Source organism: Terriglobus roseus DSM 18391 (genome assembly GCF_000265425.1).
In the GTDB taxonomy this organism is placed as follows: domain Bacteria; phylum Acidobacteriota; class Terriglobia; order Terriglobales; family Acidobacteriaceae; genus Terriglobus; species Terriglobus roseus.
Map to the genome: position 1 here is coordinate 1,451,899 of NC_018014.1, position 19,360 is coordinate 1,471,258.

The following is a 19,360-nucleotide window of genomic DNA, read 5'->3' on the forward strand; positions in this document are numbered from 1 at the left end:
AGATGCGCAAGGTAAATCAATCTCCTTCATCTGGGGGATGAGAGTGGTTGTGGGGCTGTGTTGCAGACTTCGTGTCTGAGTTGGCAGGTTGCAACCGTCTGCAGGCAAATGCAATTCCTGACCCAATATCTTCACTTCCCGTAAGTGATTGATTCACCGTAAGTCAGTAATCTCTAGTAGTAAGTTTTTCGCTACGCGTTACGAAATTTTTTCCGTCCGCATGGTTGTTCGCTTTGGCACTCAAAATGCAGTAACTCTCGTAGCCGTCTTCAGGTGCGATCGTGATGTTTGAGTTTCGAGCTGACTTACAGCGATACAGGAGTTATGGTGACGCGGAGTGGCGCATCCTCATAAATCCCGCGGTCTGGTGCGTGTTCTGGTATCGCTTCGGCAGGTGGATCTATAGTCCTCGCCGGGTCGGCTTCATTCGCTACCCGGGCAAGATGGTCCATCTGATCGGTAGCGTCATCCTCGACGCTCTGCTGCAAATGCGTCTGAACGTCCGAACAAAGATAGGCCCCGGACTTTTGATCGCGCACAGCGGCGGCATCACTCTTCATCCGGACGTCGTCATTGGGAGTCACTGTGACCTCGCGCACCACGTCACCATAGGGGCGCGTGGTGCGGGGCAGTCAGGTGTGCCACGTTTGGGGGATGGCGTTTACGTAGGGACCAACGCTGTGATAATTGGTCCGATCATGGTTGGGGATGGCGCTCGCATCGCCGCGAACTCGCTCGTTAATCGAGACGTTCCGGCCGGAGCGACGGTCATGGGCGTCCCCGCCAGGATCGTGAAGCGACGCGATGACGTTACGTTCGCTCAACGAGAGGATCTCGCTCATGAAGCAGGATGACCGTCCCGTCGTGCTCTTCGCCGCTCCATACTTTGCACCTGCCTATCACGGCGGCGTCGTGCAGGTATACCTGGGCCTTCTCACCCGAACCACGAAGTTCCGTTTCGTCTTGGTCGCCGATTACAGCGGCGTCGGGCATGATGTAGCCGATGCATGGGACCAGGAAATGCGATCGCGATACGGAATTACTGTAGAACGCATCAACTCATTTGAGTTTCACCTCTCCCGCCATAGGGGGTCATTAGTGAAGCCGGCCATGGCTATCGTTGAGCTGGCCCGCTTTTTCTCCGAAGGTCGGCGCCAATGGAAGGCGTTAGTCCAGACTTACAAGCCGGCAGTTATCGTTTGTGGCGGCACTTACTCCGCCGGCTGGCTCATGCCTTGCAATCATCGTGACGCCTGCCTGGTTAACTATGTGCACGGAGAAGAGTTGACCATGCAGGTTAAGCCGCTGTTCCTTCAACCCTGGATGCGTGCGTGGCAACGACGGTGCTTGCGAGACGCGCGGCTTAACATCGCAGTCAGCACTTATACCGCCGAAATGATTGGAAAACTAACACCTGCCTCACCCGACCGTACTGTTGTATTGCCAAACTTTATCGACCAGACACGCTTTCACCCCAGCCCGCAACGCGAACACCTGCGTTGCCAAAACGGTTGGTCAGACAAGACGATCCTCTTAACCGTTGCCCGCCTTGATCGAAGGAAGGGAATCGATCAGGCTCTGCGGGCACTTGCACTCCTCGTGCAACGCGGGGAGGCACTGCCGAGTTGGCGTTACGTCATCGGTGGAAGAGGAGCCGAGCGCGAAGAGCTGCAAGCACTCACGAGAGACCTTGGATTGACTCAATCGGTCTCTTTCATAGGTTTTGTGCCAGAGGAAGAATTGGTTCATCTCTATCAGACGGCCGATGTCTTTCTTCAGCCGAACCGTGAGATCAACGGAGATACCGAGGGGTTTGGTGTTGTTTTTCTGGAAGCGAATGCGTGCGGTCTTCCAGTGATTGGTGGCATCGCCGGCGGAACCGCTGATGCTATCGACCATGGTCAAAGTGGCCTGCGCGTTGACGGTGACAATGTCGAGGACATAGCCGACGCGATCGCACTATTGATGTTGAACAAGGATCTCCGAGAGACCTACGGCCGCCGTGGTGCCATCTGGGCAAGCCACTTCGATGTCGATAGAGCTGCATCGCGGTTTGAAGATCTACTGCAACAGACGCTGCAGCAGCATCGCGCAGCACAATCCGTCTCGTATCAGTAGGCGCCAACGTCCGGACGGAGCGTCGCATCACGAGGCCGCCCCTCTAATGTCCGCGTGATCCCCGTGTGAACACCGTGTTGCACCGCGGGGCTGCCATCTTTCAGGTGAAAGTCAGCGTGCGCAGGATCGCGCAGCATAGGGTCTTCCAGAAGGAAGCCAGCACTCACACTAGGCGGGGGACTGGTCGCATTCCTCCACCAGATTAGGTTATTTGAACCAACCAGTAAACCGCGTACGCTGTTTGGGGCCAGCAGTGGGACACCACGGTCAAGGACGATGATGTTATTTCTCAGACGGACCTCTTGGTGTGGCGACCCGCCTGAAATAGAGATTGCACCGGAATCTGTATTACGCCTACCGCCACATCGATACATCGTGTTGTGATCGATCTCAACCGTCCCACTTCCCGAGGGACCATTGTTCGAACCGCCCTGAACAAAGATGCAAGCGTAGTCAGAACTACCATCCGGAGGATCGGGTCCTTCCCCAACGTTATAGATAAGGTTGTTCCATACTCCAATTCGGCCGGCCGCGGGATTGATCGTCGCCAGATTGATACCATCGCAGACAGTGTCATGGATTGTGTTGTCGTGTATGCGGATGTCGTACTGGTTTAAGCCGGTACCAGCTTCCTCAGGAGTGGAGTGAAACTGGATGCCCCGACATCCCCGCACCTTCGCAATGGTGTTCCATCCCACGTCGATATGATTGCTGTCGGTGCTGAAGTAGAGCGCGTGATAAACCTTTGTCGTTCCTGGCTGACCAACGTCATGAATCCTATTGCCGAGGAATGCGATCTTGGATGCTTGCGAGATCTCTACGCAACCAGTAGGTCCGAAGCCGTGCGGGCAGGTGAAGTCATTCCCCACGATTCTCCAATCCTTGGAAGACGTCAGATCCAAAGCTTCTTGTCTCCCGCGAAAATGTATCCCGGCAACAACCCAGTGATCGGATGTTCGCTCAACATTCGGTGTACGCGCGGCAATCAACGTCCCATCCACAGAACCGATGACGACATCCGCGCCCGGATAAGCCACAAGTGCGATGGGCTCGTCAGGCTTGCCGCTCTGCATCACGTTGACCGCAGCATCATAGCGATCAAGCAAAGTCTCTTCCGTCCCATCGCGAAGATAGAGGATGTCTCCCGGTCGAAGCTGCTCGATCGCACTTCGTAGAAGCGGCGTCTTCGCCGCAGGAAAGAAGAGCACGCGACCCGGCCGAATACGAAATGGTACGCCATCGGATTCAAGGACCCCGTCGCGGTGCAAAACGATAGTTCCCGATCGGGTATCGCGCCCCAACTGGATAGTCACTCTCTCGTTCGACCAGACGGGATAAGCGAACGCATGGCCCCCGCCCACTGTGACGTACGAACCATGCCTCTCGGCTCCAAAACCAACGCCATAGAGTGTGACAAACGCGCCGGAATCCGCCTCTCCGCCTGTAGCCGGTCCGCTTGTCAGATCGGTAAAAAAGATCCGCGGAACCTCTTGCGCCTCTGACCGAAGAAAGCAGATCACAAGTATCCACAACAAGAATCCCACACGCGCTGCCTTGCAAGAGTAAGCCGAATTCCATCCTGGCGAAGATGTTCCAACCGTCGTTTGCATCGGTCGCACCAATCTAACTTGCATGTGTGGGCTCACGTTGCGTCTTCCATACCACGTAGCGCGTGCCGCGCAGGAACTGTATAGCCCCACACAGGGCTGCCGCATTAACTGTGCAGAAGTAGAGCGGCAAAGCGAACAGTTTCATCCGGCGGGTTGCGGGTGCGATCAAGCTGATCGCTGCAACTCCGTAAAGCAACAACTGCCCCAGGAAGACCATCCGGAAGAGCGGTCGATCACGAAGCATAGCGGAAGCAACCAGAATGCCGAGTAAGAAAAGCGGCAACGCGTAACGCAAGATCTTGTGTGAGTGAATCTGCAATGCAATCCAGGGATGCTTCCAGGGAAGCAGAAGAGATCTGACACTGTTGAGGCCAGTGAGAGCGCGTGCGATCACCCGCACGCGCATAGAAAACTCACGTCCGTTGCCATGCGAGATTATTTCGCGGGCCACCGCTCGTGGCTCAAACTTCACCATCGAGCCGCGCAGGAGTATCTGTAGCGGTTCAACAAGATCGCTGATGATATGAGGTTCCAGAGGGACGTACAAGGCCCTTCGGACCGCGTAGATGCACCCACAACAGCCGGTGATACTGCCTGCAGCAGACTGCATCCGCCGTAGACGATTGTCATAACCTGCATACGCCTTTGCGCCCTCGCCCGTTCCATCCACGCGCTTAGCATTGATGTAGGAATAGCGGCCAGAGACAGCGCCAATGCGTTCGTCTGCAAACGCCCCGGCAAGATAGCGCAGCGCGTCGCGGTCATATTCCGTCGTAGCATCAGAGAACACTACGATGTCCCCTTTCGCCTGCAGCACGGCCGCGTTTTGCGCAGCGGTCTTCCCACACTGTTGCTCCAGCACTAGAAGTTCCACACCGAGCGGCTCAAACGAGCGGACAATCGAAACGGTCTCATCGGTCGATCCGTCGGACACGACAAGGATCTGTAAGTCACTCCTGGGATAGTTAAGGTTGAGGCATTCGTTTAGCTTGTCAGCAATCCGACTCGCCTCATTGTGCGCTGCGATCAGCAACGTCAGAGAAGGTGCGCTTGAAGGCGGAAGCAAGCGCTCTTTCCTGAACCGAGTGACACACCACAGCATCAATGGATACCCGGCGTAGGTATACAGCACGACGAAACTGCAGATCCAGAAGAGTGCGACCCAGGAGATCGGCGGTAACGTGCCGAGAAGACCGCTATTTGGCCAGGATGGCATCATAGACCTCCATGTGGCGCTTTACCATCGTCTGTATTGAAAAGTTCTCTTCAACCAACTGCCGGCCGGCAGCGCCCATAAGCCTCCTCTTATTTGCGTGTGACAGAAGAGAAATCATGTGCTGCGCCGCAGCATGATGGTCCTGATCCGCAACCAGGTACCCGGTCACGCCATCCAGGAGCGCTTCCCGTGTCCCGCCGACGTCTGTGGCAATCACGGGGAGAGATGCGGCCATCGCTTCGATCACCACGTTCGGAAAGCCTTCACTACGAGAGAGCAAAAGGAAGACGTCTGAGGCTCGCAGCAGCGACGGAACATCATCAACGTGGCCCAGAAAATGCACGTATTCCGTGACGCAAAGTTGCTCCGCAAGTGCACGCAGTTCCTTCAGGTGCTGGCCATCCGTCCAGTCACCGGCAATCGCGAAGTGCACATCCGCATTCCGCTGGCGCACCAGCGCCGCCGCCTTCAGGAAGACATCGAGCCCCTTCCAGCGATTGACATTGGCCACCGTTGTGACCAGCAGCATGTTCGTAGGAATTCCAAGTTGAGGCAAGATGCGCGTGGCATCGGACTTGAGTCGGTAACGATCCAGATCAACCCCGTTACGGATGACCGCCATGCGGCCCGCAGCAAGACCATCCATCTGCCGATGCCGCTCCGCAACGCCATCTGACACTGCAATTACACGCGTGTAGAGCGGCGCCAGGAACTTATAAGCGACACGATGCTTGAGCGATCGCAGGATGCCCATATCGCGTCTGCTTGAGCAGAGGTTGTGTACTCCTGCAAGACGGGCTGCAAAGACACCGATCAGGTCGGAACTCTCGCAGTACGTCTGCACAAGGGACACCTCTCTTTCCCGCATCATTCGAACAAGTGTCCGGATTGCACGGAGGCCTTCCAGCGAAAAGCACGAGTGGATCGGCAACACCACGATGTCTCGAGCTAGCTTGTGCGCCTCTTCGCTCACCTGGTCTCGCAATGTCACAACTGTTACCTGATAGCCATGGCGAGGTAACGCGTCGGCCAGCGCGAACATCATTCGCTCGGCGCCGCCCAGTTCGGTAAGTTGATCGATCAAGAACAGCACAGACCGCTGCTTCGATTGAATTGCAGCAGAACTCTCGCTTTCGGTGACCAACGTCTGAGTGCTCATTGTGTCGCTCCTTCAAGCGCCAGAGTAGGAGTCGGACTTCCATGCCACGCGTGACGCAAGCGGGGCTCTGCCTTGTGGTTCACCGGAGCAGTCGGCGTGTCGCTCGAGAGCGACGATGCGCTCAACACGCAACCCAGAAGAATCCAGAGATTGGAGTCAACCTGGATGAACATCCATCGATCCCCGAAAACATTCACGATGGCGGCTGCCAGGATAAGAGCGGCGTAGCCAAGGCCAACCAGCGACAGAAAACGATCCGTGGCGCTGACAAACAAGCGCAGACCCTGGCGGAACAAGAGCAATAACTGGAGCAGAAAAAGTGCTAACCCCACAACGCCCGTCTCCACCAGCATCTTCAAGTAGAAGTTGTGCGTGTCTTGGTAGGATCCAACCCTTCCCAGTCTCGAATACGTAAGAAACCCGGTGCCGATAACCGGATTGCTCTGGAACAGATTGATCGCGTCGGTCCACAGCAGAACTCTCTCCTGTGCTGAGGCATCCAGTGCGGCTGCCTCCCCGGCGTTCGGTCGCGTATAAGTCATCGCGATGCGTTCCAATACCGCTTGCGGAAGGATCATCTGTGACCCGATTGCAAGACATAGGAGCGGCACGAACAGCCATCGCACACGGACAACAGCAATGAAGCAAAGGGTAAGGGCCAGCGCAAGATAGGCCTCTCGTGAATACGAAAACAGGACGCAGACGATATTGGCGGCCACGCACACCACGATGAGCAATCGCACCCCGGCCTTCTTACGGAGAGCCAGAATTGGCAGGATGAACGCTGTGATCTCTGCCATGTACGAAGCCAGTCCGTTCTCGCCGGCATACCCGAGCGGACCTGCATCACGGGTCTCTTCAGCGTAGTGACTGAAGTCGCGCCCTGATGCGCTTTTGAGATAGCTGTAATCGACGGCGACGGCTGTGATGCAGCACAAGGCGATGACCACGGCAATCTGTGCCTTCGTACGGATCGCCCGAAGAGCAACGAACGCCAGCAGCGGCATGACAATGAAGTTCTTGTAATCCACTAACCGCGGATCGGCGAACGAGATCGGCATCTGTCCGCCGAGATAGAATGCACCGCGCCAAAGCGACAGCAGATAGAAGCCGCACAGCAAAGCCAGAAAGGTAAGGATGGCAGGGCGCTTCGACTCGGAGTTCGGTGGTCGGATGAGCGTGCCAATCAAGGTGCAGATCAGAAGTATGTCAACGATATTGGATCCGAGGGGCAGGCCATGCAGATGGTAACGAGTGGTCTGTAGAGGCAACAGCACCGTCAGCAGATAGATTCCCAATTCGGATCGCAAGGCAAGCGTACCTACCGCACCGGCGACCACCACGGTGTAGAGGGCCAGAGCCTTGAGACTGGAAGCACCCGCTGGGTCCATCATGACCTGCATCACTCGGAACCTCCCACGGTCGATCGGGCGGGCATCATCGCCGCCCAGTTCTTTCTGCGTACCCAGAGAAAGCGAACCCTAGACTGCTGCACCAGCCCACGAAATTCGGCTGAAAAGAGGAGCAGGCATATTACAAACAGCAGCGAGTAGAGAGTATTTCTCCCAACCAGCGTTACCATCGACATCCGTGCGTGCAAGAAGGTCGGCAATGGATAGGAGAGGAGCATCGCAAGCGTTCCGCTCACCACCAGTGGCCATTTGAGCTGCAGCGGCAGAATCTTCCGGTTGACGATCAGCAGCCCCGCGATCATTGCGAGATAGCTCACCAGCGTGGCCAAGGCGGCGCCGGTCAGCCCGATCCGGGGAATCCAGTAGACGTTCGCAGCAATGTTGACGACCGCAGAAAACGCCGCGATCAATGCCAACATCGTCGTTCGCTTTTCTAGGATCAGCCCAACATTCAGGAAGATATGCAGGGCATAGATCATCAGCGCTGGCACGAGGATCATCAGCAGCTGGTCGGCGCCCAGGAAGCGTCGGGATGCCAGCAGAATCAGAGCATCCTTCGCAGAAAGCCACGATGCACCGATGATGAAGAGCGCCAGCACCAGAAACCATGACAGCGCGTTAGAAAGGAAGCGGATCGTTTCATCTCGGCCCTGCTCGTTCCAGATACGCATGTAGACCGGGAACAGCGCCAGGTTAAGCGGCGTCATGACCGTGTCTTGCACATACCCCGAAATTCCGTAGGCAGCGGAGTAAATACCGAGCGAATGATCACCAAGGTATCGCTGCACGATCAATCGGTCAGCTGAATCCAGAACGAGGCTGGAGAGCTCATAGACGATCAAAGGCACACCGAACAGAAGCGACTGCCGTATCAACTCCCAATCAATAGCGCCAAACCGAATCAACCCGCGCTGCAAGACGCTTTGCAGTTGAAAGGCAACAACTGCCGACTCTCCTGCTAACGTGCCAAGCAGCACAGGAAACGCCCGATGCTGCCCCGCAAGCGCCAGCGTGACGAGTGCAACGACAGTGGTGAGTTTGGTCGCAACTTCTGCAATCGTGTGAGCCCTGCTGCGCCCTTCATTACGAAGAAAGCTCAGCAGCATGGATTGAACGGTGCGAAGTAGCACAACGCCTGGCGCAAGTAAGAGGCAATGAAATAGAAGCGTGTCGTGGCGGATTGAGGTGTTGCACAGGAGGATCGCAACATAAATCAGCGACACCACGAGCGAAATCTGCACTGGACAAAGCAGCAGGGTGGAGTAGAAGCGTCTCTGCTCCGCCGTATCCGAATCGGTCGCACGAAAGAAGCGTGCAGCCGAATACTGTAGTCCGCACTTGGACAGCACGACCAATAACAACACCAGCCGGAACGTGAGAGAGACAACGCCGTACGCTTCGACCGACAGCAGCCTTGTCAAGATCGGAAACGTAATGAATCCCAGGACGATCAACGAGCCTCGACCCGCCAGGTAGTTGACGATGTCCTGCATCAGCTTTGGTGGGTTGCTGCTCAAGATGCACCACCCGGCTGAGGGAAGCAGCCACGTCCCTTGACCGAAGGATCCCGCAACACCATAAACGCGGATGTCCTGTAAATCACCCGATAACGTGAATCCAGAGGCGCATCATGCAGCAAAGTACGATAGGCAGACTCGTACTCCGCTGCGGCGTCGATGTGTCTCCAATCCGAATCAAGGATCAGGTACTCATAGACGGCGCTGTGATACTGCTGCAACCGGTGCGTCTGGTAAAGACAATCGCGATTCGCAAGTAAGGGGAGAAGGTAACGAGGGGCCGCCACCGAAGCGCCAGCCGGTACAAAGGCGGCAACTCTCCGGGCCTCGCCCGTCCACGCCTTCATACGCAGCTCGTCCTCCTGGAGGGCCCCAGTCAGGAAAACCAGTGTGCCAAGACTGAGAGAAAGAAAAACTAGCGGAGGCACACGCGCACTGCGAAGTCCAAGGTGTGCCAGCTTTGCGGGCAGACCGCGACCGGTTGCACACAGCAAAGCGCTGATGAAGAGCAGCACTGACGGTACAACCGAGTACTGAGCAGCAATAACAGTGGTGATGCATCGCCCCGGGCCGGCGAGCAGATTGATCGCCAGAAACGGCAAAGAGGTTAGCACCAAAGGGCTTGCAAAAGGCAACAGCAATCCAGTTGGTGTCAACAGTTGCTTCAGGTAGACAAGGTTGTTATGCGGCAGCAGGGTCGTTTGTGGACTGCTGCAAACGCGAGTGAGCATCTGAGCGGGAGTCTGTCCGAGGTGACTGAAGCATGCGTCTGTCACGAAGGAAGCACCATGCAACGCATGCGGCAGCACATAAAGATAAGAGAGCGCTCCCCATACCACCCCTCCAAGCAGTGGTGTGAGAACCCAGCGACTGTTCTTGCGCTGAAGCAGCGCAACACAGGCAAGCATGATCGCAAACAGTGCTAGGTCCTCCCGGACTAGCAGCGTGAGTCCGAGCCAGCACAGGAACTGTCGATACTCACCGCGCAGGTAAAAGAGAAGCGTATACAGGAGCGGAAGCGCAACAAAGCTCAAAGGATAGAAATCAAAACTAGTTTGGTAGTAGATCGCCGGTAAGAAGAGAAAAGCGGCTCCCCACAGTCGCGCATTCTTATCTGCTGTATAGATGCGGGCGATGTGGTACGCCGGAAAGATGCATGCGACCATCGCTACATTGCGCAGCACAAGCAGTGTGATCGGGCTGGGAAATAATGCATAGAACGGTAAAAAAAGAAACATAATGGGCGAGTTGTGCCCCGCGAAATCGGTCGTTACGGTGTGTGAGTAAAGAAGATCTTGCAGCAGTGAACCCCAGAACAAATGACCGTTAAGCGTGGTGTGCATAATCTGCGCAAAGTAAGCCAGATCCTGCCCAACATATCCCAGGACGTAATACTTTCGGACTGCAAGCGCCGTGACCCCGGCAAAGAAAGTCCCAGCGATTATCCAAAACAACAGCCCACTCCCGCGTGCGCTGCGACGCTCATTTGCGACAGTCTCTTCTGGGCCAGTCGCCAGCATCACCCACAGTGCAGTGACGATCGCAAACAGAAGAGCCGACCGGAGGCCTGGCGGACGCACCCTTCCGATGTACTCCGGTACGAACAAGAGCAGCAACGTAAAAGCAACGGACGATCTGGAAAGCGACAGCACCACCGTTCCGGATCGGCTGTTCACAGCGCCGATGGCGGCGATCGTAGTGCATGCGCCACCGACGCACAGAAATGCAATGGCCACACCAGGCAGACCTAGCGACCGGAAGAAGGCAAGCCACAGCCAGACCCCGACGGAGACCGCCCCCAGTAGCACTGAGAACAGCGGTCTCCAGGCGAGAAGTGCACGAACGTCCAGCCGTGTTCGCCGTAAGCTAACCAGGAACGAAGTCATAGGTATGCCTTGTCGTTTACTGCTGTACGGTTACGTTGCTGAAGCTGATAGGTCGCGACGAGACATCGAGTGCGATTGCACCCGATGACAAGGTGCTGTCTGACGCACTGATAACTAACTTCGCGTCGTAATACACCATGATCTGGTTACCCGTAAACTGCAGTCGCACAGTGTGAGGCGCAGTGTCCAGAACCAGCGCGGCCGACTGTGCCAGCGTGGACAGTCCGGCCGTATCGATGTTCCATCCAGTCGTCCGGTAAAGAACAATCTTGCTGTCCGCCGGGTACAACCAGACTGCATAAGAAGCACCAGTGGCGAGGTTCACACGCCCACGGATACCACCCGGATAGTTCAATTGATTGGTGAGCGTGATCTTCGTGGAGACGCTGTAATCCGTCCAGGAAGAACTGCCGGCGTATTGCTGCGTGTGTCCGCCGCCGTTGTAGGTATAGCTGCCGTTGCTAATTGACCAGCCGGAGGAAAGACCCAGCGGCGAGGCGGTCCACTGGGTGTCGCCGACAGGGAAGTTGTCCTGGAACAGCAGGCTTCCCAGATGCAGTGTGACCGGCAATGTCAGAGTCGAGGCGGCGTTGGTCGAACTCAGCGTAACGTTTGCAACCGTCGTCCCGGCAGCAAGGGCAGACGTAGCTGGTGTGAGCGTCAGGTTTCCCGGAGCGCTTGCGCTGGCTGGTGTGGGAGTGAGCCACGCGGCATTGCTCGACGCAGACCACGGCATCGTTCCAGTGCCAGCGTTCTGTACCGCAACGACCACTGGCGCTGGTGACGTCCCGGTCGGGCTGAACAGGTAGACACTTGCCGGATTGGTCTGAACGATCGCCGTGGACACTGCTGACACGGTGAATGCGACGCTTATTGTGACAGCGTTCCCGCTGGATGGTGTGACCGTAACGGTTCCGGAGTAAGTACCAGCGGCAAGTGTCGCAGCATTCGCCGTCACGTTGAACGAAGCAGGTGTTGACGCTCCGGTAGCAGGCGTCGCCGTTAACCAGGCTGCACTAGAGGACGCGCTCCAGCTCACGCTCGACGACGAAGCCAGGGCGACACTCTGTGTTGCAGCCGTAGCTCCGGCGGCAGCGCTGAAGCTGAGTGACGCTGGCGACGCCGTGACAGTGGTCTGCGCCCCCACCAGGTTCGACAGGACGATGCTGTTATACGTAACGATCTGATTTGAAGGGTCAAGGGCGACTACCCCTGACGTATAGGTCGCGTCGGTAGCAGATATCAACTGCACACCGTCGTACAGCACTTTCAACGCGCTGCCCTTCATGGACAGCGTTACCGTGTGGGCACTTGTGTCGAATAGGAGTTGCGAATATGTGCCCAACAGGGTGTATCCATTGGAAATGCTCCAATCGACCACCTTGTAAAGATTGATGGTGTGGTCGCCGGGATAGAACCAGACGGCGTAGCCGGATCCATTCACTGGGTTCACACGCCCGCGGAAGCCACCGGGATAGTTGGACACAGGAAGTGTTAAGTTGACGGCAAGGTCATAATCTGTCCAACCCGCGCTTCCCGTATAGATCGGAACCTCTCCGCCGCCGTTGTAACGCAGCGCCGTGCCGGTCGTGCTCCATCCCGCGAGGCCTCCAAGATAGGTGCTCGTCCACGAACTAAGGCTCGATACGGGCAGAGATACGGGTTGCGCCAACACCTGGAACGTGACAGTAACCACCAGCGTCTGGGGGATACTGTTGGCAACAATGGTCACTGCACCGCTGTAGGTACCGGCCGGGAGCGCCCCTGCGATAACAGACGCGGTAAGCGTTCCTGGGGTGCCACCGCTGCTTGGCGTTACTGTCAGCCACGACGCGTTCGACGACGCGGTCCAGTTCACGTTCGTGCCGCTCAAATTAGTGATTGAAAGTGACTGCGACGCCGCCGTTGTCGTACCAACTGCCTGATTGAAAGACAACGCTGTGGCGCTTACCGAAAGGCTCGGAGTGGTAGGCGTAACCGTAAGTGTCACGGCAACAACCCACGGGCTCGGGGTGGCCGTCGCAGAAGTGAAGGTCAGGTTGCCACTGTACGTTCCTGCTGCAAGACCCGTGCTGGTAACGCTGACAGATACGGTGGATCCAGAAACGCCAGTGGTCGGTGTGGCGTGCAGCCATGACGCGCTGCTGTTAACACTCCAGGAAAAACTCCCTGAACCAAGGTTTGCCACGGTCAGAGACTTATTCGCTGGCGACGTCCCCGCCGGTGTCGTAAAGCTTAGCGTCGACGGCGATACTTGCATCGTCGGTGGTTGTGCATTCGCAAACGTGTACGTTCCACCGTTACTGAACCCGGGCACGGACAACAGTTGGCCTTCATTGTCGCCATAGAAGACGTACGCCTTCGTCGGTATCAGATGGCCATCTGCATCCGTGGCCGCACCTGTGAAGCTAAGTGATAGCGTCGATGACGTGGCAGTCCCAGCTGTCAGCAGCGAGTGATTGCGGGCACGCAGGTAATCACCCATGCCATCCATGTATTGATGAATACCCTTGTTTGCGCTGATCCACTGCGACAGTTGGGATATAAAAGACTGCCTCTCCGTCGTCGTCGAGTACTCCAGGTTGTCACCGTCATGGGTGTAGATCTGGACAGGCTGCATGCCCGACCAGAAATGCCACATGTAGTACTCCCATTGATTCAAACTCTGCGCAACTGTGTAGTTGTTCTGGGTACTCGGCCAAAGCGCATCGGCTCGCGGAAAGCGGCCACCCGACTGGCCTACCTGCGATGCGAAGGCAAAGAATGTCTTTGCGGGTTGACCGGCAACGCTGTGAACAACCATGTCATCCGCATAGAAGAATGGGAAGGTCTCCTCATAGTCCACGGGGTAGATGGGTTGTTGCTCATAGATACGGAAAGGCCCGTAAGGAATTCGCTGTGCGGCAGTCTTTGGGTAGTCAAAGTAATAGGTCCCCGGCGACTGCGGTGTTGTCAGGTACCGGATTCCAAGGCTATTCCACATCTCAGCGCCGCTATTGTCAGAGATATCCCAGTAGTGGCCAACCAGGGATCTGCCAAAAGCAGGGAACGTATCGCTCCCGCCCTGTCCCAACTTCCACTGCAGTGCAGAAGCAACACTGGCCTGCCACTGCGAATCCGTGTTCGGCGCGGTTAGATTCCAGTAAAGATCTCCGCCAGAACCGTAATTAAGTCCATGGGGCGTCGCATGCATATTGTTTGCATTGATGGCGCTGATCATCTGCGCACGCTCACCGCCCGGCGTAGACAGCGACCCCAGTTGGATATTCAACTGCGGCAACCACGGGCCTCCCGTGCCATCCGCTGCAACCGTTCCTGTCAGGCTCGTGTTCCACATGTCCGGGATGCGTGACATCACGCCGGGCTCGTTATCGTCCATTTGGATCGCAGCGAGTCTGGGGTAGCCCCGAAGCACGAATGGCTTGCGTGCCGCCCACACTAGACTTCGCCAGAACAAATCGTCCACACCTTGAACGAATCCGAAGCGGTCCGCATGCATATAGTCGTAAGTGGTGAAATCCACAATGCGACCTTGGCCATAGGAGCCGGCAACGATCAGCGGATCGGTGCCAAGGCGCGCTACGACATTCCCCGTTGCGCCGGTCAGAATCGTTGCATTGGACGCGATTACTGTGACGCCGTTGCCGTGATAGGGATAGGTAATATCTCCGGTTGGATCGTTCAGCCAATGGCGCTGCAGCGCGGTAATGTAGTGCGGCGTCGATCCGCCCACCTGCACGGCCGCAGGGATCACGATGCTCGTCTGGTCTGATCCTAAGGTTGCTCCCGTTGCATGGAACATCGTCTGGATGTGATTCTGTGTGCCCACGGCCTGGGCACTATCCAGATTGATGAATCCGGAGCCGCCTGTTACTGCGGTGACGATTGCGTTCTGCCAGGCGGCATTCGGCGCAAGTCCATTGTGAGCCGCAATAATCAATTGTGACGAGTTAAGGTTGATCGCTGCCGTAACGCTGATGTCAATGACCTTGTAGGGAACTTGAAGATGCACAAGGTAGCGTTCTGGACCTTTTTGATAAGAGCCCGGGTTCGTGCTGCTGGTGTTATAGCCAGAAGGCACTGCCGAGTTCACAAGCACTACAACGGTAAGATCCTGTGTTTGTGCAGCGGCAAACGTTGACCCCAACATGAGGAACCAGAGCAAAGTAAGTAGACAATGGACCAGGTAGTTCGTGCTTCTCTTTGAACCGCGCATAGTGTTTTCCTTAGTATCGGTATCCGTAGCTTTCAGAAAGAGTGACATCGTTGTAGACAAGAAAATTCAACCGGTCGCCCAGGTGGCTGGCCGCGCGTTCCAGCATGCCGCGTGGAGTCACACGTTCCCGGACCACCATCAAGACCAGGTCCACGCGTGGCAGGATCTCTTCCACGTCGGACGCTGCGAGGACAGGCGGCCCGTCGATCACCACCCAGGCAAACGTCTCCCTTGCCCAGCGGATAACATCCACCACGGCCTGGGTGCGTAGAAGCTTCAAAGATTTCGGAGCTGGTTCGTCCAGTCCAAGGAAGAAGAGAGGCACCTGCGCGAGTCGCGTTATCGCATCGATCGGCTCAGCTTCGCCAGACAGCACATCGACCAATCCGTACGGCGGCCGGCCCGGCAGAAAATTGTGCTGGCTGGGACGGCGCAGATCAAGCTCCAGCAGCAGGGTGCTGTGGCCGGCCTCTGCCAGAGCCCACGCCATGTTGTGCGCGTTCAAACTCTTTCCGTCGCCGGGGCCGGGGCTCGTGATCAGTACGGTTCCACCATTGGGACTCAGGTTGCATAATCTCCGTCGCATCAGGCGGAACTGCTCCGCAGCAATACCGTAGGGATCTGTTTCAAAGATTGATCGCTGATGTTCCTTCCCATTGGCCGACGGCTTTAGACGTGGCACACCATCGAGCACTCCCTCGAACTCAGGGATTGAGTCAGTCGGGATAAAATGCCGGTCGTTCATCTGCTTCAGGGTGCCGGCGGCTTTCGAAGAGTCATAACGTACGGAGAGAGGGGTCATATCAATGGCCTCCAAGCGAAAGCCGGGTAGTGGTCGTCAGCGCACGGCCAGTTGACGCGGGACGAATGTTGGGAGTGGTGCCGAGAACCGGGACCATCGGCAAACAGTCATGCAGCTCGGCTTCGGACTTCAGGGTGCGATCCATAGACTCGGCGAGGAATCCTACCGCCAGGCTTGCGGCCAGCGCCGCGAAAAAGGAACCAAAGAGTAGTGGCACGCGCTTCGGACCAACGGGTGCGTCGGGGATACGGGCGCGGTCCAGCATGGTGAAACTCCCCCCCTGCTGCTCACGCTCCAGTTGCGCTGCCATCTGTGCGGAATAGGTTTTTTCTAAGAGCACGTTGTAGTGATCCCGCGTCGTGTTGTAGTCACGGGACAGCTGAGAGATCTCCTGCTCACGAAGCGGCTCGGAGTCGATCCGGCGTTGATAGCGCTGGATCGATGCCTCGATGTTGCGCCCCACACTCTCCAGACGAGCGCGGTCGCGACGGATCAACTGCAGATGTGTGGCGCTGCCATCTTCCGGATCGGGTGCGGCCGCAGCTGCTTCAACGCGTGCCTGCGGCAGCGTCGCAATCCGCTCGTCTAGGGCACGGATGTCGGCCTGCTTACGTGCCACATCCGGGAAGCGATCCGTGTAATGCCTGCGCAACTCTGCCAGTTCCGATTGCGCCGTGGCACGCTCCGCATACAGTCTCTGCCTCAGCGTCGGAGTGTTCGTATCGCCCCGTTTGGCGGAACTGTCAGTACCCATTGAGCCCGATAGAATTGCCTCGTGGTCCAGTCGGCTCTGCGCTTCCGTATTGGCTTGTAACTCCACCTGTAGCCTCGCCAGCGTCTGCATGTTCGCCTGCATCTGGTCGGGTAACTCCCCCAGATGCTCCATCTTGTAAATGCGCAGCCGCTCTTCCAGCCGGTCCAGCTCCATCTTCGTGGAATGAAGCTCATTCTCCAGAAACTTCGTGGTCCCAAGCGCCTCTTGTTCGCGATCATGCAGATTCCAGGAGATGAATGACTCCGCCAGCCGGTTGGCCACTGTTGCGACCTCCTCCGCAGATTCGCCGGTGTAACTCAGCGAAAAGGCGCTAAGACCTTCGGCGTTATGCTTCAACTGAATGCCGATGTTCTTACGCATCCGTTCAATCAGCTCTTCACGGCTTGTGCTGTCTCGTAGCTTCGGAAACAGCTTGTATTCCTGGATGATTGCGTCCAGTCGCGAAGAACTCAGGATCTGCTGACTCAAGGTATCCAGGCGTTGACTTGCGTCGGCGGTCACCACGCCGCTGACATACTTATCCGAGATTCGCTGTGGATCCACCAGGATCTGTGTCTCGGACCGGTAGACGTTCGGCATGCGCATGACAAACGTCACCGAGGCGCAGAGAATGATTGCGAACACGAGAAGGATCAAGCGCAGGCGATAACGCATCGCCTGCACCAGGCTATAAATCCGGTCGACCGGGGACATTGCGTCACTTGCCATTGGACCCTCGGGATTGTGCACAGCAGGTAAAGGTGGCGAAGAAAAGTGTGCGGGAAAGATCGACCGAAGACGCTGTCCGCTGGAAGTGCCGCATCGTCAACGCAGCCTCTGCAATAAATCCAATCTGACGACGCAGCGTACCTGCGACGAAGTACCCGGTTACATCGCTTGCCAGGGAAGCGGTTCCACCGTGGTAGTTGGTGTACCCACCGTTCGCGGAAAAAGTAAACTTGCGTGGATTGCCGATCTCCATGCCGCCGTAGCCTGACGTCTCCCAGAGCGACCCCGTCACGGACCCATTCCCGCGGTGGCGGCTTGTGCCTACATACACACGCGTCCCGCGAACCGTCTGCTGAGAAACGATCGCCTCAAATTGGTACTGACCAGTGCACTGTGCTGAGCCGAACGCTGGGCCTACCGACCCGTCAACGCGGAGGTTTGACGTAATCCGCAGAGCGGCAAACCCCGTCAGGTTCGCGGTCGTGCACGTGCCTGAGCCAAAGTTTTGTTGGCTCCCTTCGGCTCTAGCTCCCACCAGCAGGTGTGGTCCGTAGTACTGACGGTAAGCACCATTCAAATTGAATTGGTCGTTCGAAGCGCCGGCGCCCAGGAAGTTGTTGAAGCTGCCGCCGCCTCCGATCGTGAAGGCTCGCGTCGCAGAGATCTCATGATCCAACACCACACCGCCAGACTGCCGCAGCGTCTTTCCTGTTACGACAGCCGCCAGGACATCACTGTTGTCGATTGGTTGTGTATTGACGGCTGCAAGGCTTACTGAACCCGTCGCCCGCACAGAGTCAGCACCATAGCTGTTTGTTACGTTGAATCCCAACGTCGTTACACGACTGATCGCATGGGTCAGGTTGAAAGACGTTACTTGGTACTGCTGCAACGCAATATCACTCCCGGGAAATAGAAGGACCGTGCCATCGTGGGCGAGAGTCATCGAACTCCGGCGAGTACGAAGTCCCAGTGCCAGGCGAGCCTGCAACGAATTAAATTGCGAACTCAGACCGGGAATGTTATTGACGGAAGAGTCGTTGCCATAACTCGTTGACACCATCAGGTCAAGCGATGTGCCGTTCTCGACGTTCAGTCCCGCGTTCACCGACCGTGGTCGCAATGCCTCTGACTTGTCCGCGAGCGTGTCCGCAGACAAGCCACGATCTTCGCGCGATGCTTGTTGCGCGTGACCGTTCCATGGCGAACTGCACAGAAGGACCGCGCAGACAAGCTCCAGCGATGGCCGCGTCATGGAACCACCACCGTATCCCCAGGATTCAGGGCAAGGTTACGGTTCACGTCCGTACCTTGTGTCAGGGCTTTGTAGTTAAGCCATACCTTGCTCGTGGAGCTATCAGCCGGGATGATGTGAATCTTCTTGCGCGATGCAAACGCCGTGATCCCGCCAGCCTGTGCGATCAGTTGCAACACAGTGATCGGCGCGTTCAGGGGGTAGGCACCAGGCCGTGCGACTTCACCTGCGATATACACCATCCGACTGTGTATCTCGGCAACAGTGACCGTCACCTGGGGTTCCACGACGATCGACAGCAGTCGCGCATGGATCATCGCTTCAAGCTGCGAAGGCTCCAGGCCAGCCACCGATAATTCATTCAGTAGCGGCAGCGAAATCTTGCCATCAGGCCGAACCGTCACGACCTGACTAAGATCTTTCTCTTTCCAAACCTGGATATTAAGAATGTCGCCGCTTCCAATCGTGTAGCGTGCTGCGGGGACTGCGGCGCGCGTCTCTGGCCTGTTGGTACTGGTAACAGTCGTCGCAGCGACATGTGCCACCTGTTCCTGTCCGTCGCACTGCCCGACCATGAAAGATAGGGGCAGCGCGCATGCAGTGCCCCATCGTGTGATAGCCCTGAATCCCATACTTGCCGTCCTTCCGATGACAAGGAATATGCAAGTAAGAAGCCAAAGCAGATG

13 protein-coding genes are annotated in these 19,360 nt (G+C 56.8%); 2 read left to right on the forward strand and 11 right to left on the reverse strand.

From position 1 onward, the window contains the following. Positions 1–488 precede the first annotated feature (488 nt). Both TERRO_RS23605 and TERRO_RS21895 read left to right on the forward strand, forming a co-directional pair. Entirely contained in the window at positions 489–854 is a 366-nt protein-coding gene (locus tag TERRO_RS23605; protein ID WP_245536275.1) for a serine O-acetyltransferase, read from the forward strand. After that, complete coding sequence (locus tag TERRO_RS21895) at positions 841–2,118, forward strand: glycosyltransferase family 4 protein (protein WP_014785121.1); 1,278 nt, start codon at positions 841–843, stop codon at positions 2,116–2,118. Before TERRO_RS23605 ends, TERRO_RS21895 begins: the two co-directional genes overlap by 14 nt. Here the strand turns inward: TERRO_RS21895 and TERRO_RS06105 are convergent. The 11 genes from TERRO_RS06105 to TERRO_RS06155 form a co-directional block, all read right to left on the reverse strand. Next, on the reverse strand, positions 2,112–3,326 hold the full coding sequence (locus tag TERRO_RS06105) for a right-handed parallel beta-helix repeat-containing protein (RefSeq protein WP_157178270.1): 1,215 nt from the start codon (positions 3,324–3,326) through the stop codon (positions 2,112–2,114). The two genes, TERRO_RS21895 and TERRO_RS06105, sit on opposite strands and share 7 nt — an antisense overlap. A 415-nt stretch (positions 3,327–3,741) precedes the next feature. Beyond that, positions 3,742–4,761 carry a glycosyltransferase gene (locus tag TERRO_RS06110; RefSeq protein ID WP_245536228.1) on the reverse strand — a complete coding sequence of 340 codons (1,020 nt, stop codon included), beginning with the start codon at positions 4,759–4,761 and terminating at the stop codon, positions 3,742–3,744. Between the two features lie 163 nt (positions 4,762–4,924). Next, positions 4,925–6,103, reverse strand: coding sequence for a glycosyltransferase (locus tag TERRO_RS06115; RefSeq protein WP_014785124.1), 1,179 nt, complete (start codon positions 6,101–6,103; stop codon positions 4,925–4,927). Beyond that, complete coding sequence (locus TERRO_RS06120) at positions 6,100–7,506, reverse strand: O-antigen ligase family protein (RefSeq protein ID WP_014785125.1); 1,407 nt, start codon at positions 7,504–7,506, stop codon at positions 6,100–6,102. Before TERRO_RS06120 ends, TERRO_RS06115 begins: the two co-directional genes overlap by 4 nt. Continuing rightward, on the reverse strand, positions 7,506–9,032 hold the full coding sequence (locus TERRO_RS06125) for a lipopolysaccharide biosynthesis protein (protein ID WP_157178271.1): 1,527 nt from the start codon (positions 9,030–9,032) through the stop codon (positions 7,506–7,508). The genes TERRO_RS06120 and TERRO_RS06125 overlap by 1 nt, the downstream gene beginning before the upstream one ends. After that, positions 9,029–10,687: a DUF2079 domain-containing protein gene (locus tag TERRO_RS06130; RefSeq protein ID WP_169315285.1), complete on the reverse strand. Its 1,659-nt coding sequence runs from the start codon at positions 10,685–10,687 to the stop codon at positions 9,029–9,031. Before TERRO_RS06130 ends, TERRO_RS06125 begins: the two co-directional genes overlap by 4 nt. 247 nt (positions 10,688–10,934) lie before the next feature. Next, the gene (locus tag TERRO_RS06135; protein ID WP_157178273.1) at positions 10,935–14,930 is read right to left on the reverse strand and encodes a BACON domain-containing protein; all 3,996 of its coding nucleotides are present in this window, start codon (positions 14,928–14,930) and stop codon (positions 10,935–10,937) included. Between the two features lie 214 nt (positions 14,931–15,144). Then, entirely contained in the window at positions 15,145–15,936 is a 792-nt protein-coding gene (locus TERRO_RS06140; protein WP_014785129.1) for a CpsD/CapB family tyrosine-protein kinase, read from the reverse strand. Between the two features lies 1 nt (position 15,937). Continuing rightward, positions 15,938–17,419, reverse strand: coding sequence for a GumC family protein (locus TERRO_RS06145; RefSeq protein WP_014785130.1), 1,482 nt, complete (start codon positions 17,417–17,419; stop codon positions 15,938–15,940). After that, on the reverse strand, positions 17,409–18,674 hold the full coding sequence (locus TERRO_RS06150) for a hypothetical protein (protein ID WP_014785131.1): 1,266 nt from the start codon (positions 18,672–18,674) through the stop codon (positions 17,409–17,411). The genes TERRO_RS06145 and TERRO_RS06150 overlap by 11 nt, the downstream gene beginning before the upstream one ends. Next, positions 18,671–19,219, reverse strand: a complete 549-nt coding sequence (locus tag TERRO_RS06155; RefSeq protein ID WP_245536229.1) for a polysaccharide biosynthesis/export family protein — start codon at positions 19,217–19,219, stop codon at positions 18,671–18,673. Before TERRO_RS06155 ends, TERRO_RS06150 begins: the two co-directional genes overlap by 4 nt. Positions 19,220–19,360 lie beyond the last annotated feature (141 nt).